Genomic DNA, 21,969 nt, shown 5'->3' on the forward strand with positions numbered 1-21,969 from the left:
GTCGCGGCAGGAAACTTCCGGCTTCCACATGGCCGCGATGCGTGCATTCTTCTACGCTATTCCAGTCGCGGAAGAATTTCAATTACGGCACGGCGACGCATTCTTTCGGCGTGTTACCCGGTAATAATGCGTGTCAAGAACACTCGAAGCCAAGGCGATCATGACCGATGCAGGCGGCACGAAAGAACGCGTTCGCGTTGTCGAGACAGTCACGCTGTCCGACGACTGGTACGTGCTCAGAAAAGTCATCTTCGATTTCCGGCGCCGCGACGGCACCTGGCAGCGGCAAAGCCGCGAGACGTACGACCGCGGCAATGGCGCGACCATCCTCCTGCATAACCCGCGTACTGGCACCGTTCTTCTGACGCGCCAGTTCCGCATGCCCGCGTTCGTCAACGGCCATGACGGGATGCTGATCGAAGCCCCCGGCGGTTTGCTCGACGACGCAACGCCCGATGCCCGCATCCGCGCCGAAGTGGAGGAGGAGACGGGCTACCGCGTGGGACACATCGAGAAGATCTTCGAGGCGTTCATGAGCCCCGGATCGGTGACGGAGAAGCTTTACTTCTATATCGGCGAGTACGACGGCGCGATGCGCGTCGGCGACGGCGGCGGCGTGATCGACGAGGGCGAGGAGATCGAGGTGATCGAACCGCCGCTTCACGAGGCGATGGCGATGATCGACCGCGGCGAGATCATGGACGGTAAGACGATCATGCTGTTGCAGTATCTCGCGCTCAGGCGAGCAGCGACACGGCCTTGACCTGCGCCCACACGTGCATGCCGGGCGCGATGTGCAAGCGATCCAGCGAGTAACGCGTCACGCGCGCAAGCAGCGGCGAGCCGTTCACGTCCAGCCGCACGACCGCCTGTGACGGATTCGCGTCTTCGGCAATGCCCTTCACCGTCGCGGGCAGCACGTTCAGCACGCTGCTCAGCGTATGGTCGTGCTCGCCGGTGATCAGGCTCACGTCCCGCGCCTTCACCGCGACGCGCATCGGCTTGCCTTGCGCGACCGGCTCGTGCAGCACGCGCAGCGTCGCGCGTCCTCCCGGCAGCGCGAGCGTCAGCAGCCGATACCGCGCGTCGAAGCCAGCGACCGTGCCTTCCAGCACCACCGAGGCATCGTCGGCGAGGGCGATCGGCAAGTCGAGCCGCGCGAGGGTCTCGCTGATCGGACCGCTCGCCAGCGCGCGCCCCGCGTCGAGCAGCACGAGATGATCGGCGAGCCGCGCGACTTCCTCGGGCGCGTGGCTCACGTAAAACATCGGAATATCGAGCTCGTCGTGCAGGTGTTCGAGATACGGCAGGATTTCGAGCTTGCGCTTGTGATCCAGCGAGGCGAGCGGCTCGTCGAGCAGCAACAGACGTGGGCTCGTCAGCAGCGCCCGCGCAATGCCCACGCGTTGCCGCTCGCCGCCCGACAAACCCGCCGGCATCCGTTCGAGCAGATGCGCGATCCCGAGCAATTCCGCAGCGTGCGCGAGATCGACGCGGCGCGTGGCGGGCGACACGCGCTTGAGCCCGAATCGCAGATTCTCTTCGACGCTCAGGTGAGGAAAAAGGCTCGCTTCCTGGAAGACGTAGCCGAGCGCGCGCCGATGCGTCGGCAGGAAAATGCGGCGTTCGGTGTCGAGCCACACGTCGCCGTTCACGACGAGCCGCCCCCGTGTCGGGCGCGCCAGCCCGGCGATGCAGCGCAACAGCGTGGTCTTGCCCGAACCGGACTGGCCGAAGATCGCGGTGACGCCTCGCCCCGGCAGGTTCTGGTCGACATCGAGCGAAAAGCTGCCGTGTTGAACCACGAAGCGTGCTTCGATGGCCGCGTGCGTCGCGTTGTTGCGCGCGCCGTCGAACATGAGCGAAGGTGACGTGCGTTCAGACATACGCCGCCGCCCTCCGGCGAGTCGAATAGAGCAGAAGAAGCACGACGAACGAGAACAGCACCATGCCGCCCGCGAGCCAGTGCGCCTGCGCGTATTCCAGGGCTTCGACGTGATCGAAAATCTGCACGGAGACCACGCGCGTGCGCCCCGGAATGTTGCCGCCGATCATCAGCACCACGCCGAATTCGCCGACCGTATGCGCGAAGCCGAGAATCGTCGCCGTGACGATGCCCGGCCGCGCGAGCGGCAACGCCACTGTGAAAAACGTGTCCCAGGGCCCCGCGCGCAGCGTCGCGGCGGCTTCGAGCGGACGGCGGCCGATGGCTTCGAACGCGTTTTGCAGCGGCTGCACGACGAACGGCAGGGAATAGATCACCGAACCCACGACGAGCCCGGCGAACGTGAACGGCAACAGACCGATGCCCGCCGCCTGCGTGAGCTTGCCGACAACGCCGTTCGGCCCCATCAGCACGAGCAGATAGAAGCCGATGACCGTCGGCGGCAGCACGAGCGGCAGCGCGACGACGGCGCCGACCGGGCCCTTCATGCGCGATGCGGTGCGCGCGAGCCACCACGCGACCGGCGTGCCGATGACGAGCAGCAGCACCGTCGCGAGCGACGCGAGTTCCAGCGTCAGCGCGATGGCCTGAAGGTCGGCGGAATCGATCGGCATGGTCCGCTCAGAGTTGATAACCGAACGATTTGATGACCGCCGCAGCCTTCGGACCCTTCAGATAGTCTGCGAACTGCTTCGCGACCGTATTGTCCCGGCCCTTGCTCAAGATCACCGCGTCCTGCTTGATCGGTTCGTGCAGCGAGGCGGGCACGATCCACGCCGAACCGCCCGTGATCTTGCCGTTCTTGTAGATCTGCGACAGCGCGACGAAGCCGAGCTCGGCGTTGCCCGTGGCGACGAACTGCTGCGCCTGCGAGATGTTTTGTCCTTCCACGATCTTCGACGCGACGGCCTGCGTCAGCCCGAGCTTGTCGAGCGCCTGCGTCGCGGCGAGCCCGTAGGGCGCGGCCTTCGGATTCGCTATCGCGAGGTGTGTGAACTGGTTCTTCCTCAACACTTCGCCTTTGTCGTCAACGTAGCCGTCCTTCGCCGACCACAGCGCGAGCGCCCCGGTCGCGTAGGTGAAGCGGCTGCCCCGCACGGTCAGACCTTCGCTTTCGAGTTTGGCGGGCGTAGTGTCGTCGGCGGCGAGGAACACTTCGAACGGCGCGCCGTTCTTGATTTGCGCGTAGAACTGGCCGGTCGCGCCGTACGAGGCGACGACCTTGTTGCCCGTGTCCTTCTCGAAGTCGGCGGCAATGGCCTGCATGGGCGCCGTGAAATTGGCGGCGACCGCGACCTGCACCTCGCCGGCGACCGCAGCGGACGCGGCCAGGCCGACTGCGAGCGAAAGCAACGCGCCAAGCATCGTGCGGATGAAACGGGTCTTCACGTAACTGCTCCTGTTCTTCGTCGTGTTGGTGTGTCGCGGCATATTCGGCCGGACGAGCCAGCGTAATATAGCCGAATATATTACGCGCGTTCGTGACATGATGAAGGTCCAGCGGGCGTCGGCTTCGTGTGAGCCTGCCTCACAGGAAGCGATTGACCGCGATTACCGTTATCGAAGAAACTGTGCCGCATGGCGCGAGTTCGCACCCGCGAGAAATGAGCGCTACTCACATGCAGCGGCAAACGAGGAGACAAGACATGAGCGATGCAATGAACCTGCAACGCCTGAAACTCGCCGTCGATGGCCCGATCGCCCGCGTGACGCTCGATCGGCCGGACGTGCGCAATGCGTTCGACGACGCGGCTATCGTCGACCTGACCGCCGCGTTCCGCGCCCTCAACGACGACGCCAACGTGCGCGCGATCATCCTCGCCGCGAACGGCCCGGCTTTCTGCGCGGGCGCGGACCTCAACTACATGAAACGCATGGCGGGCTTCACCGACGCGGAGAACCGCGCCGACGCGCTCGGTCTCGCGACCATGCTGAACGCCATCTATACGAGCGCGAAGCCGGTCATCGCGCGAGTGCAGGGCGACGCCTACGCGGGCGGCGTGGGCCTCGTCGCCGCGTGCGATATCGCGGTGACCGTGGACACGGCGCACTTCTGCCTGTCAGAAGCCAAGCTCGGCCTGATGCCCGCGACCATCGCGCCGTACGTGATCCGCGCAATGGGCGCGCGCGCCGCCCACCGCTATTTCGTGACGGCCGAGCGCTTCGACGCGGCCGAGGCGCTGCGCATCGGTTTCGTGCATCAGGTCGTCGCAGCCGATGCGCTCGACGCCGCCGTCGACGGAATCGCCGCGAGCATCGCCGCGAACAGCCCGAATGCGGTGCGCGAATGCAAGCGGCTCGTCGCGGATCTCGCGGGCAGCGCTATCGACGAGACGCTGATGTCGGACACGGCGGATCGCATCGCGCGGATACGCGCATCGGACGAAGGGCGCGAGGGCGTGCGCAGTTTCCTCGAAAAGCGCAAGCCGTCGTGGCTGGCCTGAGCGCAGACGCACGGCGATGATCACGCTCCATCATTGCGTCAGCGCGCGCTCGTTCAGGCCGCTGTGGGCGCTCGAGGAAATCGGCCTGCCGTATGAAGTGAAGATGCTGCCGTTTCCGCCGCGGATGATGGCGCGCGCCTTCATGGACGTGAATCCGCTCGGCACGGTGCCCGCATTTTCCGACGATGCGCTGTTCATGACCGAATCCGCCGCAGTCTGCCAGTATCTCGCGGCGCGCTATTCGCCTGGCGTACTGGATGTCGCCGTGCACGAGGCCGACTTTGGCCGTTATCTGAACTTTCTGCACTTCGGCGAGGCGACGCTCACGTTTCCGCAGACGCTCGTGCTGCGCTACACGCATTTCGAGCCGCCCGAGCGCCGGCAGCCGCAGGTCGCGGAAGACTACGCGCGATGGTTCCACGCGCGGTTGCGCGCCCTCGCGCCGCTTCTGGAACGCCAGGACTTTCTCTGCGCGGGCCGCTTCACGGCGGCGGACATTTCGGTCGGCTATGCGCTGATGCTGGCGGAGCATCTGGACTTGAGCGCGCGCTTCGCCGAACCGGTCGCGCGTTACTGGGCCCGGCTGCGCGAACGCGATGGCTTCATCCGCGCGATGCGCGCCCAGGACGCCGCCGCCCGTGCGCAAGGCGTCTCGCCGGTGCCCGCGCCGGACACGCGCTGACCGAGCGCTTCCCTCCTTCACGTCCCTCCCTCCGTGGGGCTGTGCGACCCGCCGCGACGCTTTACTCTGCGCGTCAGGCGCTGACGTTCGGCGCGCCTGTCCAGACGAAGCGTTCTTTGGCGAGGTGCCGGCGATGTACGTCTTTTCTTGGTTCTTATCGATGATCGTGGCGCTCGTCGCGACGGGCACGATCCTTTACGCGCTGCCGGGGTCGGCGGCCGAAGAGTTGAGCATCGCGACTGCGCCGCAAGCGATATTCGCCGCCGACGTGAGCCGCGCGGACGCGATGGTTTTGTCGTGCGTCGGCGTCGGGAAGTGAGCGGGTGCGTTGTGAAGCGGCGAGAGTAAGCGCTTCAGGGTCAACGGCTTAGGCCATTCGTCAGCCCGATATCCACAGCCTTTTCCCCGATTTCTGTGGATAGTCTCGCCGCGAAAGCCCAAAAAAAAAACCCGCTCGAGAGAGCGGGCTTGAATCCACATCGGTTGAGACATGGAGGAGACAAGGGCTAGTATAAACCCTTAGTCCGCCAAGTCAAGCGTTCATTTCGAAAAAATTCCAACGCCCTCATTGCTTGCCGAGGCTGTGGTAATAGCTCGCCAGATTCGCGACATCCGTATCCGACAAGCCTTTCGCCACCACGGACATCATCTCGTTCTGCCGCGCGCCCGAGCGAAAATCGTTGAGCGCCTTCACGAGATATTCCTCCGTCTGCCCCGCGAGATTCGGCGCTTCCGGCAGCTTCGACATGCCGTCGAGCCCGTGGCACGCCTGACACTGCGCCGCCTTCGCGCGTCCCGCCTTGATATCGCCCGCCGCGAGCGACGCGTCCGATATCGCCGCAAGCATCGCCACCAACGCCGCGAGCGCCGCCGTCTGCTTCACGCGCCTCATTTGGCCCCCGAGTACGAGATGCGGTAAATGGCGCCGGCGTAGTCGTCCGAGACGAGCAGTGAGCCGTCCTGCAGCATTTGCACGTCGACCGGACGGCCCATGTATTCGCCGCTTTGCGTGAGCCAGCCTTCGGCGAAGACTTCCGTTTCGCCAGCGGTGCCGTCGTCCTTGATCGGCGTGTACATGATGCGCGCGCCAATGGGCTTGGTGCGGTTCCAGGAGCCGTGCTCCGCATCGAAGATGCCGCCCTGATACTTCTGCGGGAACATCTTGCCGGTGTAGAAGGACATGCCCAGGTCGGCGGCATGCGCGGCGAACTCCACTTGCGGGAACACGACGCCCGCCGGCGGGTTCTGATCCTTGTACTCGACCGTGCGCACCTTGCCGCCGCCGTACCACGGAAAGCCGAAGTTCTCGCCGGCCTTCGTCGCGTGATTCAGCTCGCCCGGCGGGATGTCGTCGCCCATGCCGTCCACCTGGTTGTCGGTGAACCACAAGGTCTTGTCCTTCGGATTGAAGTCGAGGCCCACCGAATTGCGCACGCCATGCGCATACACTTCGCGGTTCTTGCCGTCCTGGTCCATGCGGATGATGCCCGCGAGTCCGTTGCGGTCGAGTTCGGCGAGCTTGTCCTTAGGCGGCACGTTCCACGGCTGCCCGAGCGCGATGTACAGCTTCTTGTCCGGTCCGATGCGGCACGCGCGCGCGCCGTGATTGAAGCTCTCGAACTGCGTCGGAATCAGCTTGCCTTGCGGCACCACGACTGCCGCGGCCACGTCCGGTCCGCCTTCGCCGAAGAACTGCGCGGCCGGAAAACCGAGCACGCGGTTCTGCTCGGCCACGTAGAGCACGCCGTCCGGCGAGAAGCACACGCCGTTGGGCACCTTGAACGTCACCGACGAAGCGAACTGCACGACGTCGCTCGCGACGCGTTGCTTCGTCCTGTCCGTCACCTGCCACACGCGATTCTTGCGCGTGCCGACGAACACCACGCCCGTGGATGGCTCGATCGCCATGTGCCGCGCTTCCGGCACGACCGCATACAGGTCGATCTTGAAGCCCGGCGGCAGCTTGATCTGCTTGAGGTTTTCGCGAAGCGCGTCCGCAGTCTGACCGGTTTGCGGGACGGTTTCGGGCGGCTGCGTATTGCCGGTCTGACGGAAGTTGGACAGGGTGCCGACGTTGTCCTGCGCTGCGTCGGCGGGCGGCATGCAGGCGAGCATTGCGCCGAGGGCCAGTGGCAAGAGCTTGAGCGTTGCGTTCATCCGGTTGTCTCCTTTATTTACGGCATCGGAAGATGGTGTTCGACCACAGGACTTTCTTTGCCGAGCCCTCCGCGTCGGTGCGCCGGCAGGTACGGCGCCGCTGGCCCGGTAAAGCAATGTTAGGACAGGAAACGCCGTATGTAAGCGGCGCGTGAATAAAGTCGATGCCGCCGCTACTTCCGGCCGTCGAAGATGAAGACGTTGGAGCGGTCCGGGCTCGGCAGCGCGACCAGGAGACGCGCGCCGTCGACGATGGCGCTGCCGTCCACCGTCGCGTCGGGCAGCGGGCAGGGCGCGGGACCGAAGGTGGCCGACACCGCGTAGGCGTTCACGCCGGGGCGCGGGCGCAGCGTCCCCTTGAAGATGCAGCCGGCGCTGGTGGTTCCGGCGGCGTAGCCATCGGCGGCGATGGTGATGCGCGTCGTCGTCGAGCCGCCGAGCGCCATGCCGCGTCCGCTGTAGAGGCCGCCCGCATTCGCGAGCGTGGGCGCGGTGTCGAGCAACGGCGCCGCCGTCGCGGAGAAGCTCTGGCTCTCGCCGCCGTTGCCGCGCGTGATCGCCCCTTGGACGGCCGGCGCATGCGCGAAGTCCGCCGTGAACGACACCGGCGACGGCGGCGCTGCGCCGATGCGGTAATTTAATGCGGAGGAGCTGGCGAAGCGTCCGTCGCTCGTCTGCGAGCCGTTCGTCGCGATGACGACGCCTCCGACACCCGCGCTGCCGTTCGCATAGAAGAGGTAGGCGGTGCCGTCGAAGAGTACGAGCAACGTGGCGTCCGCGTCGCCGAGCGTGCCTTTGTAGACGCCGCCGGATGGCAGCGTCGTCGTAATGGCTTGCGCCGGCGGGGCGGGCGGCGGGCTGGTCGAACAGGCGGTGAAGAACACGACGAAGGGTAGGGCAAGCGAGGCAGGGAATAGCGCGGCGCGTGTCGTGCTCGTCATCGAAGGCTCCGGTCGCGGTCGGCCGCCTCGCGTGCTCGAAGCGGGAACGTCCTGTATAGGCGCAGGACTGCGGCGCGTCAAGCGAACGAAGCCGGCTCGTTGTCGCTCACGCATCGAATAGACAGAGGAAGCCCATTGCTCAATGCCACCGTCGTGATCTTCGGCGCATTCGACCGCCACAACTTCGGCGACATGTTGTTCGCGCATGTCGAGCAGCGTCTGCTTCTCGAACGCCTGCCTGACGCCGAACCGCTTTTTGCGGGACTGGCCGCGCGAGACCTGCGCCGATACGGCGGCCATGCGGTCGCGGCGCTCGGCACGCTCGCCGGACATCTGCGCGATAAGCCGGTCACGCTCGTGCATGCCGGCGGCGAACTCTTGACCTGCGACGCGTGGGAAGCCGCCGTGATGCTCAACGAACCCGAGGACGCGCAGGCGACCATCGCGCGATACGGCGCGCGGGCCGAGGAGCGCTCGGCGTATGCGCGCACGCTGTTGGATTCCGACGCGCTCGCGCCGTATGTCGTCGGCCGAGAAACATGGCCGCAGGCGTCGTCGATTCGCTTCAATGCGGTGGGGGGCGTGTCGCTCGACACGCGCGAGCCTGCGCTGCGCTACGAAGTCGTGAGCACATTGCGCAGCGCCGACGACCTGAGCGTGCGCGATGAGCACACGCAAGCGATGCTGCGTGCGGCCGGCATCGAAGCGAGGCTCGTTCCGGACCCGGTGACGATGATTGCCGAGCTTTTCGATTCACGCATCGCCTCGCGCGCCCGCCTCGGCCCGTCGGCCGACGTGCGACGGGCGTGTCCGCGCGGCCACCTCGCGGTGCAGTTCAGCGCCGACTTCGCCGACGACGCGACGCTCGACCGGCTGGCGCGCGCACTCGATGCGCTCGCTGCATCGACCGGCCTCGGCATCGTGTTGTTTCGCGCGGGCGCGGCGCCGTGGCACGACGACATCGACGCATACGCGCGGCTTGCGGCACGCATGCAGCATCGTGCGCTCGTCTTCCGGTCGCTGGACATTTGGGACATCTGCGCATTGATCGCGACGAGCGCGGGCTATGCGGGCAGCAGCCTGCACGGACGGATCGTCGCGATGGCGTATGGACTGCCTCGCATCAACATGCTTCATCCGGACGAAGCGGCGCGAACCGGCAAGCAGGCCGCCTATGCGCAAACGTGGGACGACGCGAACGCGCCGGGCGCCGTGTCGATCGACGAACTCGAAGCGGCCATGCGCGATGCGTCGAGCGCCGATCGCGAGGCGCTCAGGCAGCGTGCTCGGGAACTGGCGCGCCTGTATCGGGCCGATGCCATGCGCCGCGATTGAAGCGTGCCCGCGGACTCAAAGCGCGCCGTGCGGCGCAGGTCACCGTTCGTCGGAGAGCATCGTGCCCCGGCAATTGGCCGCGAGGCATCGGCACGCGTAGAGGCGCTTGAGCGCCGCCGTGCGCCGTCCTTCGACGGTGAGCCGGTAGTCGATGAACAGTTCCTGCCCCTTGCCGATCGGGCGAAGCGAACGAATGAAGACGCGCTCCCCGTCCTGTTCGGCCTCGCAATTCGGCGCGCAACTGTGATTGAGCCAGCGCGCGGAATTGCCGCCGCGCGCACCGTCGATCACGCGGCCGTCGTCGAGTCCGAAAAGAAACGTATGACCGTCCTCGGCGTTGGAACGCTCGTACATGCGTTGCGCTTCCTTCCACGAAAGACGCTTGCCTTTGTATTCGAAGAGCAGCGCGCCCGCGGGCAGATCCGCGAGGGCGAAGACGCCCCGGCCATGAACGGGCGATGTTCGGACAGTGATTCGACGCATGGTGTGGCGAGTCGCAGTGTTGGGTATGAAAGTCGGCCGTGAAGAAGCCGCATCGACATGATGGCGTCCTCATGGACCGGCGTCACGTTCGCGCACGCAGCGATGGACGCGCAGTGCTCGCGAGCTATCGTAACTGCATTGCGGCGGCATAGGGTGGCGCGTGTGACGATTCGTTCCGTTTCCTCTGTTGCTCATCGGAGTTTGCGGCTGACTCGGGCATCTTAAGCGCGACGAGCGCAGAGGGCTTCGGCGAGTGCGACCAATTGTGTGAGCCCGCTTCGCAACGAAGCGAAAACGATTCGTTTGCGCCGCGCGCTCACGCTCGACTAGGCTCGGTGAACGAACCGCATCGCACGGAAGGAGCCGCAATGATCTCGCCCATCGATCTGACGACGCTCGCTCGCACGCCGAACGACGGCTATCTCAATCGCATCGTCGCCACCGTCAACGACCACGAAGTCCACATAAGCGTGATGACCTCGCCGTACGAATGGCATCTGCATCCCGATTCGGACGAGACGTTCATCGTCACCGAAGGTACGCTCGTGATCGACCTCGAAGACGGCTCGATGCACGTCCACGCCGGACAACTGCTGACGGTTCCGGCGGGCGTGCGTCATCGCACGCGTCCGCTCGGCGCGCGCTCGGTGAACCTCACCGTGGAAAGAAAGCACGCGACGACCGTGTTCTGCGACGATCCGCGCGCATAGGCCGAGGCGCGCGTCCTGGACAGCCGATCCGGCTTGCCAATTGCTCAATCTGAATGCAGCTGAATTTCCTTTCCTACGTTCTTTTCCGACGGCAGGCGCGCAGCGTGGTTCGCATCGTGATGCGACGAGCCGCGCCCGGGCTGACTCGTCCGAAACTAAGGCATAGGTTCACGCGCGTTCAACCGGTGATTTTCGTGACGTATTCGAGTGGCAGACGCCCCAAGCTGGTTTATTTCCCCACCCGCATCGTCGCGCCGACGCCAGGCGCGAGTGAGAGTGACTTCCAGATTTATGCGTCGTATCGCGGTAGTGCGGCAAGCGGCTATTACGGCACCTTGAAGGTCGTGCGAAAAACGGACGGGCGATTGCTGTTTCCGTTCGAAGGCGCGGACACGCTTGGGCCCTACGCGTCGAAGTCGGATGCAATCGAAGCGGCGCAGCGCCGCGGCGACGAGGTCGTGCAGGCCGATCTCGCGCGCCCCGAGCTGTGATCGAGGTTCGTGTGTCGGCGGAACTCGCAAAGCCATTGCCTTTGAAGCGGTGGCTAGCCGGGAGCATGACTTGCTAACATGTCGCTCTTCGCGCTTATCGAGTTCCTTCTTCCGCCGGCGGCCAACATGACCACTCAACTCAGTGACGTATGCAAATCACGGCTCTTTCGCGTGACGCTGACAGCGCCTGTCGAGGGTATCGCGTTCGTCATGGCCGACAGCCGCGAAGCCGCCTGGCGCATGGGAAAGACGGTCATCGCGGTAGTGCATGGCGTGGGCGTGCAGAATGTCGCCATCGCGGGCGTGCATTCGTTCGGCGAACTCGTGAGCATGGGCACGTGCGATGACCTGGACATGCGCGTCTTCGAAGTCGCGAGCTCGGATGGCAAGAACACGAATTTTGCGGAAGCGCCTTACTTCCTGACCAACGATGCGTCGCTGCTCGGCAAGTGGGCCGAGCTCCGCGCGGATCTCGCGGCCAATGTGGCACGCGCGCTGATCCGGCGGGCTAAGTAAGCGCCGCTCGGTTCACTCAGTTTTGGCTGACGCCCGCTGGCACAGCGTGCGTCGATTAGGCGGGAAACTGCGGCCGTCGGAAGGCTCGAACGGCTCAAACGGCTCAGGCGGCCACGCGGCGATTCTGCTTCTCTTGAGCATCGGCAGCGGCGGAGCCGAGCGCCGAATCGAGCAAGGCCAGCTTGCGTTGCAGCGTGGCGACGCGTTGGCTTTGCGAGGGGACGAGCTCGTAGTCGCTGTCGAGTTGCGCCACGCGCATGTCCCAATACTTCGTCGGCAGACGTCCCGGCGCGGCGCTGCCTTCCACGAAACTCGCCAGGATCAGTTCGAGGTGTTTGAGTTCGCGCTCTGCGAGCTGGGCCGGGCGACGCTGTCGGAAGGCGGGGGCGGCGGCGAGGGTTCGTGTCATAAGGAAGCGTCCAGCGTGAATTCGGAAAACAACTACATGAGCAAGGTGCGTACCTTCGCGGCTTTTTCGCACCGATAAATGTGTTTCCAAATGAAACGGACGTGCGCTCAGGCCCGCCGGTATTAGCGTTCACCCTTATTCGTCTGGACTTAATTTGGCCGATACATCCGACGTCAAATGCAGCCGTGCGTCGGCTAGCGCACGGACCGATGCGAAAACTTTTACACGCGGCATGGTGGTTTCTTCAAACGTTTGCCGTGGGTCTGGCGCTTGCTCCCTTCGCCGCGTGCCATCCTTTCTTAGTGAATCCACCGGATGCAAACCGCGCAGCGCGCCACTCGAACCCATCGACATGAACGACACCACCCGCAGCATCGCCACCCGCGCGCGCAAACCGCTCGACCGTGAACTCGAAACCGCCCTTCGCAAGGTTTTCGGCTTTCCTCATCTGCGGCCGGGCCAGGACGAAGTCATCCGCAGCGTTCTCGACGGCCACGACACGCTCGCCGTCATGCCTACCGGCGCCGGCAAGTCTCTGTGCTATCAATTGCCGGCCTTGCAGCTGGACGGCATGACGGTCGTCGTCTCGCCGCTCATCTCGCTCATGCGCGATCAGGCCGCAAAGCTGACCGAAGCCGGTGTAGCAGCGCTGGTCCTCAACAGCACGTTGTCCACGACAGAAGAGCGCGAAGCCATGCAAGCGGTCACGCAAGGCGAGGTCCGCATCCTTTTCGTCACGCCGGAGCGGCTCGTGAACGCGGAATTCACCGCGACGCTCACTTCGAAGGACATGCCGTCGGTGCCGCTCGTCGTCATCGACGAGGCGCATTGCATCTCGCAGTGGGGCCACGACTTCCGCCCGGCCTACGTCGAGCTGATCCACGCCGTGAAGACGCTCGGCCGCCCGCCCGTGCTCGCGCTGACCGCGACGGCGACGCCCGCCGTCATCGAGGACATCGTGCGCGAATTGCAGATGCGCCAAGCCAACGTGATCCATACGGGCGTGTACCGCGACAACCTGCATTTCTCGGTCGAGCAACTGACGAATCCCGAGGACAAGCGCCGGCGCGCCATCGAGCTCGCGAGCACGCTGGATGGCAGCGGCATCATCTATTGCGCGACGGTGGCGGAATGCGATGCGCTGCACGCCGCGCTCGGCGAGGCGGGCGTCGCGGCGCAGCGCTATCACGGCAAGATGGCGGCGAGCGCGCGGTCCGAAGCGCAGGACGCGTTCATGGCCGACGAAGCACGCGTGATGGTCGCGACCAATGCGTTCGGCATGGGCATCGACAAGCCGGACATTCGCTTCGTGCTGCATGCGCAGGTGCCGGGCAGCCTCGACGCGTACTATCAGGAAGCCGGGCGCGCCGGCCGCGACGGCGAGCCGGCCAAGTGCATCCTGCTCTTCGAACTGAAGGACAAGCAGGTTCAGCAGTTCTTTCTCGGCGGGCGCTATCCGAGCGCGGAGACGATCCGCCGCGTGGCGGAGACGGTGCGCGACCTCGCGCGCGAGAACGCGAGCCAGACGCTCGAAAAGCCGCTGGAACGACTGCGCGAAGCGTTGCCGCACGTCGGCGTGAACAAGCTGCGCGTCGCGGCCACGCTCCTCAACGACATGGGCGTGACGCGTCGCACGCGGCGCGGCGGCATGAAGCTGATCGACGACGGCGCGGCCATCGCGCAACTGGACGACGCCGCCCAGGGCTACGCCGCGCGGGCAGGACGCGATCGCGCGGTGCTCGAACGCATGATCACCTATGCGCAGAGCGCGCGGTGCCGGTGGCGCATGCTGCTCGACTATTTCGCCGACGACGTGGACGACGCTGCTCCGCAGCCGTCCGCGGGAAAGCAGGAAGTGAACTATCGGGCGCCCGACGACGAACTCGGCGGCGGCGCGTGCGGTTCCTGCGACAACTGCCTGCATCCGCCGGAAGTGCAGGAGAGCCCGCGCGAAGTGCGCGAACAGGCGCTGTCGGAAGAGCACGAGAAAGAAGCGAAGCCGAAGCGAAGCGCACCAACGTTCAGTCAGGGCGACCGCGTGCGTGTGCGCCGCTATGGCGATGGCGTCGTCGAGATGGTGAGCGCGGATCGGGTGGCGGTGCGCTTCCCGGACGACGAGACGCGCACCTTCATCGCGCGCTATGTGAAGCGCGCGGCGTGACGGGAAAGAGCGGGCTTACGTGTTGGTCGGCTCGCCCGGATCTTCGACGCCCTTCTCGATGTTGTCCTTCTGATCGCCGTAGTCCTTACGGTTCGCGCCGTTGGTGATTTCGACGTCGCCCTTGAGCTTGCGGTCCTCGTCGCCGGTCACGGTGCCGATGGCCGTATCCACCCAGCCCTTCACCTGTTCCTTGATGCCTTCGGTCGTGTCCTTGTTCATGTGACTCTCCTTTCGGGATTAGCGGTTTCAACATACCGTTCGTCGCAACGGTTATGCCCGAGCTTACGGGCGCGCGTGTTGCTGAATCATCGTTCGATCAACCTTTCCGGGAGTCAGACGATGAAAGCAGTCGTGTTTCACGGCATAGGCAACATATCGCTCGACAACGTAGCGGACCCGACGATTCAGCACAATCACGACGCAGTGGTCCGGCTCACCGCGAGCGCCATCTGCGGCACCGACTTGCACATGGTGCGCGGCACGTTCTCCGGCATGGTGCCGGGCACGATCCTCGGTCACGAAGGCGTGGGCATCATCGAAGAAATCGGCAAGGGCGTGCGCAACCTGAAGCGCGGCGATCGGGTACTGATTCCGTCGACCATTTCATGCGGATGCTGCGGGTACTGCCGGCAGGGCTACACCGCGCAATGCGACCTCGCGAACCCGAACGGTCCGTCCGCGGGCACGGCGTTCTACGGCGGACCGAAAGCCACGGGCCCGATCAACGGCCTGCAAGCCGAGTTCGCGCGCACGCCGCTCGCGAACGCGAGCCTCATCAAGCTGCCGGAAAACGTCGACGACGAGCGCGCCATTCTCATCTCCGATATCTTTCCGACCGGCTTCTTCGGCGCGCAACTGGCGGAGGTGCGTCCGGGCGATACCGTCGCCGTGTTCGGCGCGGGGCCGGTGGGCCAATTCGCGATTGCGAGCGCATGGATGCTCGGCGCGGGCCGCGTGATCGCTGTGGACCGCTTGCAGGATCGTCTCGACATGGCGCGCGCGCAGGGCGCGGAAACGGTGAACTTCGATCAGGAAGACCCGGTGCAGGCGATTCTGGAACTGACCAACGGCATCGGCGTGGATCGTGCAATCGACGCGGTCGGCGTGGACGCGGTGCATCCCGAAGGCGGGCCGGCCGCGTCGGAAGACAAGATCAAGCAGGCGGAACAGGAAAGCCAGACGGTCACGCCCGAGCGCAATCAGGACGGCAACAACTGGACGCCCGGCAATGCGCCGACGCAGGCCGTCGACTGGGCCGTTGCCGCGCTCGCGAAGGCGGGCACGCTCGGCGTGATCGGCGTGTATCCGCCGAACGATCGCTTCTTCCCGCTCGGCATCGCGATGAACAAGAATCTCACCATCAAGATGGGCAACTGCAACCATCGCTCGATCACGCCGGCCTTGATCGAGCGCGTGAGCAACGGCTCGTTCGATCCGCTTCGCGTGTTGACGACGCGCGAGCCGATGATGAACGTCATCGAGGCTTATAAGGCATTCGATCTGCGCCAGCCGGGCTGGATCAAGGTTAAGCTCGATCCTGCTGCTTGACGGGTAATGGAAAAGCGGGGCGGTCTCCTCTCGCGAAACCGCCCCGTGTCCTCAGACTGCAACTCGTGTCAAAGACTTTAGACCTTCGAAAGATTAGCGAGCGCGATTGCGTCGATCAACGCGCTCATCTGCAAAGCACCTCTCCAACTGGCGCATGAATAACGTGGTCCATGTGCAACATCCAAATCATCGACGGTTAAGTTTCAATGGCACTAAGCGATTGACCGTAAAGCATTAACCCGCGCTCGAGCAGGCTCATTCCAGTTTTAGCAATAGATTCTTACTTGGCGAAACGCGTCGAATAACGCGACGTATGAGAGCGCTTTGCTTAAAGTGTGTCGAGCCTCCCGGGGACAAGGCGCATCGCCTCGGGAAGCCTTTGCTCTAAATCAGGACACACAGCAACCATGAAAAGAAATCTCCTCATTGTGGGCGTGCTCGGCGCCTTTGCGGCTTCGGCACAGGCACAAAGCAGCGTCACGCTATACGGCATGCTGGACGCCGGCCTCGTGTATGCAAATAACGCCGGGGGCCACAGCAATTGGCAACAAGGCAGCGGTTCCGTCTCCGATACGTATTTCGGCTTGCGCGGCAGCGAAGATCTGGGCGGCGGGTTGCACGCGCTCTTCAAGTTGGAGAGCGGCTTCAACCTGAATAACGGCGGCTTCAATCAGGACGGCATGTTCAATCGCCAGGCGTATGTCGGTCTGCAAAGCGATCAGTTCGGTACTGTCACGCTCGGCCGTCAATATGATTCGATGGTCGATTTTCTCGGGCCGCTTTCCGAAGCAGGCGCGGGCTATGGCAACAACCTGAGCGCGCATCCGTTCGATAACGACAATCTCGACAACTCGTTCTCGATCAAGAATTCGGTCAAGTATCGCAGCGCGAATTACGCGGGCTTCAATTTCGGCGGTCTGTACGGCTTCAGCAACGACGCCGGCCAGTTCTCGAATAACCGCGCATGGAGCGCGGGCGCGTCGTACACGGCCGGCCCGCTGAACTTCGCGGCGGCTTACCTGCAAACCAACAACTCGCGCAACTTCAACACGGGCGGCGCGGTGACGGCGGGGCAGAGCAACAAGGGCAACCTGACGGCGGATCTGCAACGCACGTTCGGCGCAGGCGTGAACTACGCGTACGGTCCGGCGACGGTGGGCTTCGTGTGGACGAACACGCACTATGACGGCCTGATCGCGGCGTCGCAGGGCGGCACGTCGTTCACGCTGCCGACCGGCACGAACCTGCATCTGAACAACTTCGAGTTGAACGGCCGCTACGCGCTGACGCCGGCGCTGAACCTCGACGCCGCCTACACGTACACGGACGGCAAGCTCACGGGATCGAACGGCACGGGCGATCCGAAATGGCATACCGTCTCGCTGCAAGCCGATTACTCGCTGTCGCGCCGCACGGACGTTTATGTCGAAGGCGTGTATCAGCATGCCTCCGGCCAGCTCGGCAACGCAGGCGCGAACGTCGCGATCATCAACACGCTGTCGCCGTCGACCTCGCAGAATCAGGTCGCCGCTGCGGTGGGTCTGCGTCACCGGTTCTAAGCTGCACCGAGTTTCACGAAGGCTTCACCAACGCTTCACCAACGCAAACGGCCGCGATCGTCACGATCGCGGCCGTTTGTTCTTGCGGCGGCGTCGCGCGATGCGCGCGTCAGACTGCCTTGCCCGAGCCCAGGTCCGCGCCCGTTACCGGGTCGGCGGCGGGGTCGGACGCAGTGCGCGTTGCCATCGTGGTGAGCGCGTCCTTCTCCATCTCGCTCACGGTCACGCTCGCCGTGCCGTCGCCGCCATCGACTGCGGGCTGCGGATCTTCGACGAACTTCCAGTCGCCGCCTTCGTTCCACGGGCCGCGTGCGTCGTCGCCCTTCGACATGTTGAAGTACACACTCGTGAACTCCGGCACGCCGGGCAGCTTGCCTTGCGGGAAGTTCGGCTGAATAGAATGCAGCGCCTTCTCGAACGACTTCTGATGCGCGATTTCGCGCGTCATCAGAAAGCCGAGCGCGTCCTTGATGCCGGGATCATCCGTGACGTTGATCAGGCGTTCATAAACGATCTTCGCGCGCGCTTCGGCTGCGATGTTCGAGCGCAAGTCAGCCGTCGGCTCGCCGATGGTGTCGATATACGCCGCCGTCCACGGGTAACCGGCCGAGTTCGTCAGCGGCGTGCCCGCGCCATAAAGAATCGCGGTCGTGTGCGAATCGTTGCCGTTGCCCGTCATCGAGCGATACAGCTCGGCTTCCTGCTCTACCGCTTCCGCGAGCGCGCCCTTCGCGCCCTTGTTCAGCATCGCGACAATGCTGCCGATCACTTCCAGATGGCTCATCTCTTCGGTCGCGATATCGAAGAGCATGTCCTTGCGGCCCGGATCGTCTTCGGTCACCGCTTGCGTGAAGTAGCGCATGGCGGCGGCAAGCTCGCCTTGCGGGCCGCCGAACTGCTCGAGGAGCAGATTGGCGAGGCCGGGATTGGGCGCGGCAACGCGCACCGTGTACTGCAGACGTTTGTTGTGAATGAACATGGCAGGCTCCTTCGATGAAAGTGCGAGAGGTCCAAACAAGCGATGCGGGGAAGCGCCATCGAGCGTCCAGCGCTAGAACCGGATGGGCGCATCGAGTGAACAGCAGTGGGTATTCCCACGGCGCGCCGAGCCGTTGGATTTTTCCAATCGCGTCGATAGGGGCGACGCGCGGCGCGGTTCGCGCGGGCGTTTCACAGGCGTGGGGCATGTCGCGGCTCAAAGGACGGACCCACTGCGCCGTTCGCGTTATTGCATCGCTTACGTGCTGCGCGCGATGTCGGATGCGCGTCATGGACATCATTGCGGCCGCCAGCGCGGAACACGCGTTGCTGAACTTGTTTGCGGTCGCGGCAACCTGCTGCTCCCAGATGCAACACGCGATCCGACCTTTCACTCCCGCTGGAGGCAAACAATGAAGGCGCTGATTTGGCAAGGCAAGAAAGACATCCGCTACGAGACAGTCCCGGACCCGGTCATCGAGCACCCGCGCGATGCCATCATCAAGGTATCGACGTGCGCAATCTGCGGTTCCGACCTGCATCTCTTCGACGGCTTCATGCCTGGCATGGAATCCGGCGACATCATGGGCCACGAGTTCATGGGTGAAGTGGTCGAAGTCGGCTCGGGGAACAGCGCGCTCAAGAAGGGCGATCGCATCGTCGTGCCGTTCACGATCGTTTGCGGCGAGTGCGATCAGTGCAAGCGCGGCAATTTCTCGGTGTGCGAACGCAGCAATCGCAACAAGGATGTCGCGGACAAGGTGTTCGGCCACACGACAGCGGGCCTCTTCGGTTACACGCACCTGACGGGCGGCTATCCCGGCGGACAAGCCGAATACGTGCGCGTGCCGTTCGCGGACAAGACGCACGTCAAGATTCCGGACGGCCTGACCGACGAGCAAGTGCTCTTTCTCGGCGACATCTTTCCGACCGGCTGGCAGGCCGCCGTGCAATGCGATATCGAACCGACGGACACGGTCGCGATCTGGGGCGCGGGCCCGGTCGGCCAAATGGCGATTCGCAGCGCGGTGCTGCTGGGCGCAAAGCAGGTGATCGCGATCGACTATATTCCCGAGCGCCTCGCGATGGCGCGCGCGGGCGGCGCGACCGTCATCAATTTCAAGGAAGAAAGCGTGCTGGAACGTCTGGGCGAACTCACGCAGGGCAAGGGTCCGGAAAAATGCATCGACGCAGTGGGCATGGAATCGCACGCGACGCGTTCCGTCGATGCCATGTACGACCGCGCGAAGCAGGCCGTGATGCTGGAGACGGACCGGCCGCACGTGCTGCGCGAAATGATCTACGTGTGCCGTCCGGCGGGCACGCTGTCGGTGCCGGGCGTGTACGGCGGGCTCATCGACAAGATTCCGTTCGGCGCCGCGATGAACAAGGGACTGACGTGGCGCATGGGTCAGACGCACGTGAACCGCTGGACGGACGACTTGCTCAAGCGCATTCAGGACGGGCAGATCGACCCGTCGTTCGTCATCACGCACACGGTGTCGCTCGCGGACGGCCCGGGCATGTACAAGACGTTCCGCGACAAGGAAGACGGCTGCATCAAGGTCGTGCTTAAGCCGTGAGCGCGTGATGCGTTGCGCGCGCGTAAGCGGATGCGAGCGATTCGTCTGCTTACCGTGCGCTTTCGCACATTCACGCCGGACGCAGGCTGGCGGGCCGGACCGCCGCCGATATATAGTCGGCGGCCCAGCAACGGACAGCATCGGAGGCGGCGTGACACACGCTGACAATGCGCGGCGCGGCTCGCCTGCCCGCCGCGTCGTGAGTTCGGCCATGCGCCTTCGCGGCGCATGACGCGTCTTTTCCCGCCGATGCGCGCGCTGGCCGTCGCGGTCGCGGTGCTGTGCGCGCATATCGGCGATGCCGCCGCGCAGGCTTATCGCGATGTCGCGCCGATCGCGCCGCCCGCCGCCGAGCGCCCGCGCGCGCCGCAGCCGCCGCAGCAGCCGGCCGACGAATCGCCGGCCGTCGCGATCGAAGACTTGCGCGGCATTGCGTTCGCGCGCGCAGGCGAGGCCGCATCGGGCCATCGCCGATCCGCCGCGCAGGGCGCGATCACGTCCACGGACCTTCCGCTCCTCGACGCGGCTTTCCTCGACACTTTCGCCGCCGATCTCGGCAAGCCGCTCACCTTCGCACGTCTCGCGCAGATCCGCCGCGCGGTCGTGCAGCGATATCGCGCCGCGGGACAGCCGCTCGTCGATGTCTACGTGCCCGAGCAGGACGTGAGCAACGGCGTGGTGACCATCGCGGTCGCCGAGTTCCGCGCGGGGCGCGTGATGGCGAAGGGCAACCGCTATTTCTCGGATGCGCTGCTCACGCGCGAGATGCCGCTTGCGAGCGGCGAGCCGATCCACGAGGCCGATGTCGCAGCGGGGCTCGCGCTGCTCAACGCGAATCCGTATCGCCGGGTCGATGTCATCTATGCGCCGGGCGAGGCGCAGAACACGACCGACGTCGTGCTGCAAACGGACGACCGCCTGCCGCTGCGCGTCTACGGCGGCTACAACAACGACGGCGTGCGCGATCTCGGACGAGACCGGTTTCTCGCGGGCTTCGACTACGGCAACCTGTTCGGCATCGACGCGCGCATCGGCTATCAGGCGACGGCGAGCAACGACCTATTCTCGGGCAATCCGGACATCGAAGGACGGCCCGACCGAGCGCGCTTCGTCGCGCATGCGTTCAACTTCTTCGCGCCGCTGCCGTGGCTGGATCGCATCGAACTGTTCGGCGTGTTCGCGCAAAGCACGCCGCGCCTGCCGGACAGTTACGGACAGACCGGCATCAGTTCGCAGTTGAGCTTTCGCTACGACCGCCTGCTTCCGCCGCTGGACAACGCGGGCGCGTGGCAGCAGCAGATCCAGTTCGGCTATGACTTCAAGCGCTCGAACAACGACCTCGAATTCGGCGGCTTTCAGGTGTTCAACGCGAACACGCATATTCACCAGTTCGTGCTTGCCTACGATCTCACGAACGGCGACCCGGCGGGCGGCACGCATCTGAACGCGTCGCTCTTTGCGAGTCCCGGCCGTCTCGACAGCAGCAACAACGAAGCCGCCTTCGATGCCGCGCGGCTCGGCGCGACGCCGCGTTATCAGTACGTGCAACTGTCGGGACAGCATGAGTCGGCGCTGGGGGCGTCGGGATTTTCGGTGTCCGCGCGAGGGCTATTTCAGTGGACCGGCAACACGCTGTTGCCGAGCGAAGAACTCGGGCTAGGCGGCGATGCGACCGTGCGCGGCTACGAGCCGTATGCGGCGCAAGGCGATCGCGGCTGGAACGTGCAGACGGAAATGCGCGCGCCCGCGCTCACCCTAGGCGTCGCGGCGCTGCAGCCGTTCGTCTTCTTCGATGCCGGACACGTGTGGAACCGCATTCCCGAAGCGGGCGAGGTAAACAACGCATCGCTCGCGAGCGTCGGCGCGGGCATTCGCTTTCAGATGGGGCGCTTCGTCAGCGTGCGGGGAACGTTCGGCTTTCCGCTGAAAGCGGTCGTGCCGAACGGATCGAAGGCGCCGCTCGGCGAAGTGTTCGTCGTGATCGGAAGTTGAAGGGCGGGCGGCTGCCCGCCCTTCGCGCTTCGTGC

Annotated in this window: 23 protein-coding genes; 13 read left to right on the forward strand and 10 right to left on the reverse strand. The window is 64.8% G+C overall.

Annotation, left to right across the window (positions count from 1 at the left end):
• The first annotated feature begins 160 nt into the window (after positions 1–160).
• Positions 161–763 carry an NUDIX domain-containing protein gene (locus tag LDZ24_RS24675; protein ID WP_248324763.1) on the forward strand — a complete coding sequence of 201 codons (603 nt, stop codon included), beginning with the start codon at positions 161–163 and terminating at the stop codon, positions 761–763.
• On the opposite strand, the gene modC is transcribed toward LDZ24_RS24675, so the two are convergent.
• Genes modC through modA form a run of 3 tightly spaced genes read right to left on the reverse strand, consistent with a single transcriptional unit; the run spans position 738 to position 3,310 of the window.
• On the reverse strand, positions 738–1,859 hold the full coding sequence (gene modC, locus LDZ24_RS24680) for a molybdenum ABC transporter ATP-binding protein (RefSeq protein ID WP_371747511.1): 1,122 nt from the start codon (positions 1,857–1,859) through the stop codon (positions 738–740). The two genes, LDZ24_RS24675 and modC, sit on opposite strands and share 26 nt — an antisense overlap.
• A 19-nt stretch (positions 1,860–1,878) precedes the next feature.
• Positions 1,879–2,559: a molybdate ABC transporter permease subunit gene (gene modB, locus LDZ24_RS24685; protein WP_248324530.1), complete on the reverse strand. Its 681-nt coding sequence runs from the start codon at positions 2,557–2,559 to the stop codon at positions 1,879–1,881.
• Positions 2,560–2,566: 7 nt separating this feature from the next.
• Positions 2,567–3,310 carry a molybdate ABC transporter substrate-binding protein gene (gene modA / locus LDZ24_RS24690; protein ID WP_248324764.1) on the reverse strand — a complete coding sequence of 248 codons (744 nt, stop codon included), beginning with the start codon at positions 3,308–3,310 and terminating at the stop codon, positions 2,567–2,569.
• A gap of 293 nt (positions 3,311–3,603) precedes the next feature.
• On the opposite strand from modA, the gene LDZ24_RS24695 reads away from it, so the two are divergent.
• The 3 genes from LDZ24_RS24695 to LDZ24_RS24705 all read left to right on the forward strand — a co-directional run bounded on the left by LDZ24_RS24695 (position 3,604) and on the right by LDZ24_RS24705 (position 5,390).
• Positions 3,604–4,389 (forward strand): enoyl-CoA hydratase/isomerase family protein, encoded by a 786-nt coding sequence (locus tag LDZ24_RS24695; RefSeq protein WP_248324766.1) that lies wholly within the window; start codon positions 3,604–3,606, stop codon positions 4,387–4,389.
• Between the two features lie 16 nt (positions 4,390–4,405).
• The gene (locus tag LDZ24_RS24700) at positions 4,406–5,071 is read left to right on the forward strand and encodes a glutathione S-transferase family protein (RefSeq protein ID WP_248324531.1); all 666 of its coding nucleotides are present in this window, start codon (positions 4,406–4,408) and stop codon (positions 5,069–5,071) included.
• 133 nt (positions 5,072–5,204) lie between these two features.
• Positions 5,205–5,390 (forward strand): hypothetical protein, encoded by a 186-nt coding sequence (locus tag LDZ24_RS24705; RefSeq protein WP_248324532.1) that lies wholly within the window; start codon positions 5,205–5,207, stop codon positions 5,388–5,390.
• Positions 5,391–5,636: 246 nt separating this feature from the next.
• Here the strand turns inward: LDZ24_RS24705 and LDZ24_RS24710 are convergent, their stop codons facing one another.
• The 3 genes from LDZ24_RS24710 to LDZ24_RS24720 form a co-directional block, all read right to left on the reverse strand.
• A complete protein-coding gene (locus tag LDZ24_RS24710; protein ID WP_248324768.1) occupies positions 5,637–5,918 on the reverse strand; it encodes a cytochrome c in 282 nt (93 codons plus the stop codon).
• Positions 5,919–5,959: 41 nt separating this feature from the next.
• Positions 5,960–7,228: a sorbosone dehydrogenase family protein gene (locus tag LDZ24_RS24715; protein WP_248324533.1), complete on the reverse strand. Its 1,269-nt coding sequence runs from the start codon at positions 7,226–7,228 to the stop codon at positions 5,960–5,962.
• Between the two features lie 173 nt (positions 7,229–7,401).
• Positions 7,402–8,169, reverse strand: coding sequence for a hypothetical protein (locus LDZ24_RS24720; protein ID WP_248324534.1), 768 nt, complete (start codon positions 8,167–8,169; stop codon positions 7,402–7,404).
• 135 nt (positions 8,170–8,304) lie between these two features.
• On the opposite strand from LDZ24_RS24720, the gene LDZ24_RS24725 reads away from it, so the two are divergent.
• Complete coding sequence (locus LDZ24_RS24725; RefSeq protein WP_248324535.1) at positions 8,305–9,504, forward strand: polysaccharide pyruvyl transferase family protein; 1,200 nt, start codon at positions 8,305–8,307, stop codon at positions 9,502–9,504.
• Between the two features lie 39 nt (positions 9,505–9,543).
• On the opposite strand, the gene LDZ24_RS24730 is transcribed toward LDZ24_RS24725, so the two are convergent.
• Positions 9,544–9,987 (reverse strand): SET domain-containing protein, encoded by a 444-nt coding sequence (locus LDZ24_RS24730; protein WP_175945733.1) that lies wholly within the window; start codon positions 9,985–9,987, stop codon positions 9,544–9,546.
• A gap of 368 nt (positions 9,988–10,355) precedes the next feature.
• On the opposite strand from LDZ24_RS24730, the gene LDZ24_RS24735 reads away from it, so the two are divergent.
• The 3 genes from LDZ24_RS24735 (at position 10,356) to LDZ24_RS24745 (ending at position 11,704) form a co-directional block, all read left to right on the forward strand.
• Entirely contained in the window at positions 10,356–10,697 is a 342-nt protein-coding gene (locus LDZ24_RS24735; RefSeq protein ID WP_248324536.1) for a cupin domain-containing protein, read from the forward strand.
• Positions 10,698–10,750: 53 nt separating this feature from the next.
• Positions 10,751–11,188: a DUF6723 family protein gene (locus LDZ24_RS28210; RefSeq protein WP_371747506.1), complete on the forward strand. Its 438-nt coding sequence runs from the start codon at positions 10,751–10,753 to the stop codon at positions 11,186–11,188.
• A gap of 126 nt (positions 11,189–11,314) precedes the next feature.
• Positions 11,315–11,704 (forward strand): hypothetical protein, encoded by a 390-nt coding sequence (locus LDZ24_RS24745; RefSeq protein ID WP_248324537.1) that lies wholly within the window; start codon positions 11,315–11,317, stop codon positions 11,702–11,704.
• A 103-nt stretch (positions 11,705–11,807) separates the two neighbouring features.
• Here LDZ24_RS24745 and LDZ24_RS24750 read toward each other — a convergent pair whose 3' ends face one another.
• Positions 11,808–12,113, reverse strand: coding sequence for a hypothetical protein (locus LDZ24_RS24750; protein ID WP_175945727.1), 306 nt, complete (start codon positions 12,111–12,113; stop codon positions 11,808–11,810).
• Positions 12,114–12,465: 352 nt separating this feature from the next.
• Between LDZ24_RS24750 and LDZ24_RS24755 the strand changes: the two genes are divergently transcribed.
• A complete protein-coding gene (locus LDZ24_RS24755; RefSeq protein ID WP_248324538.1) occupies positions 12,466–14,274 on the forward strand; it encodes an ATP-dependent DNA helicase RecQ in 1,809 nt (602 codons plus the stop codon).
• Between the two features lie 15 nt (positions 14,275–14,289).
• Here the strand turns inward: LDZ24_RS24755 and LDZ24_RS24760 are convergent, their stop codons facing one another.
• Positions 14,290–14,493 (reverse strand): CsbD family protein, encoded by a 204-nt coding sequence (locus LDZ24_RS24760; RefSeq protein ID WP_244850679.1) that lies wholly within the window; start codon positions 14,491–14,493, stop codon positions 14,290–14,292.
• 120 nt (positions 14,494–14,613) lie between these two features.
• Between LDZ24_RS24760 and LDZ24_RS24765 the strand changes: the two genes are divergently transcribed.
• Positions 14,614–15,822, forward strand: coding sequence for a zinc-dependent alcohol dehydrogenase (locus LDZ24_RS24765; protein ID WP_248324539.1), 1,209 nt, complete (start codon positions 14,614–14,616; stop codon positions 15,820–15,822).
• 407 nt (positions 15,823–16,229) lie between these two features.
• The gene (locus LDZ24_RS24770) at positions 16,230–17,381 is read left to right on the forward strand and encodes a porin (protein ID WP_248324540.1); all 1,152 of its coding nucleotides are present in this window, start codon (positions 16,230–16,232) and stop codon (positions 17,379–17,381) included.
• Positions 17,382–17,490: 109 nt separating this feature from the next.
• On the opposite strand, the gene LDZ24_RS24775 is transcribed toward LDZ24_RS24770, so the two are convergent.
• A complete protein-coding gene (locus tag LDZ24_RS24775; RefSeq protein ID WP_175945721.1) occupies positions 17,491–18,360 on the reverse strand; it encodes a manganese catalase family protein in 870 nt (289 codons plus the stop codon).
• Between the two features lie 412 nt (positions 18,361–18,772).
• Between LDZ24_RS24775 and LDZ24_RS24780 the strand changes: the two genes are divergently transcribed.
• Together LDZ24_RS24780 and LDZ24_RS24785 are read left to right on the forward strand one after the other, a co-directional pair.
• On the forward strand, positions 18,773–19,942 hold the full coding sequence (locus LDZ24_RS24780; RefSeq protein WP_206470712.1) for a zinc-dependent alcohol dehydrogenase: 1,170 nt from the start codon (positions 18,773–18,775) through the stop codon (positions 19,940–19,942).
• Positions 19,943–20,191: 249 nt separating this feature from the next.
• Complete coding sequence (locus LDZ24_RS24785; protein ID WP_248324770.1) at positions 20,192–21,934, forward strand: ShlB/FhaC/HecB family hemolysin secretion/activation protein; 1,743 nt, start codon at positions 20,192–20,194, stop codon at positions 21,932–21,934.
• Positions 21,935–21,969 lie beyond the last annotated feature (35 nt).

Origin of the sequence: Caballeronia sp. Sq4a (assembly GCF_023170545.1) — a bacterium.
In the GTDB taxonomy this organism is placed as follows: Bacteria; Pseudomonadota; Gammaproteobacteria; order Burkholderiales; family Burkholderiaceae; genus Caballeronia.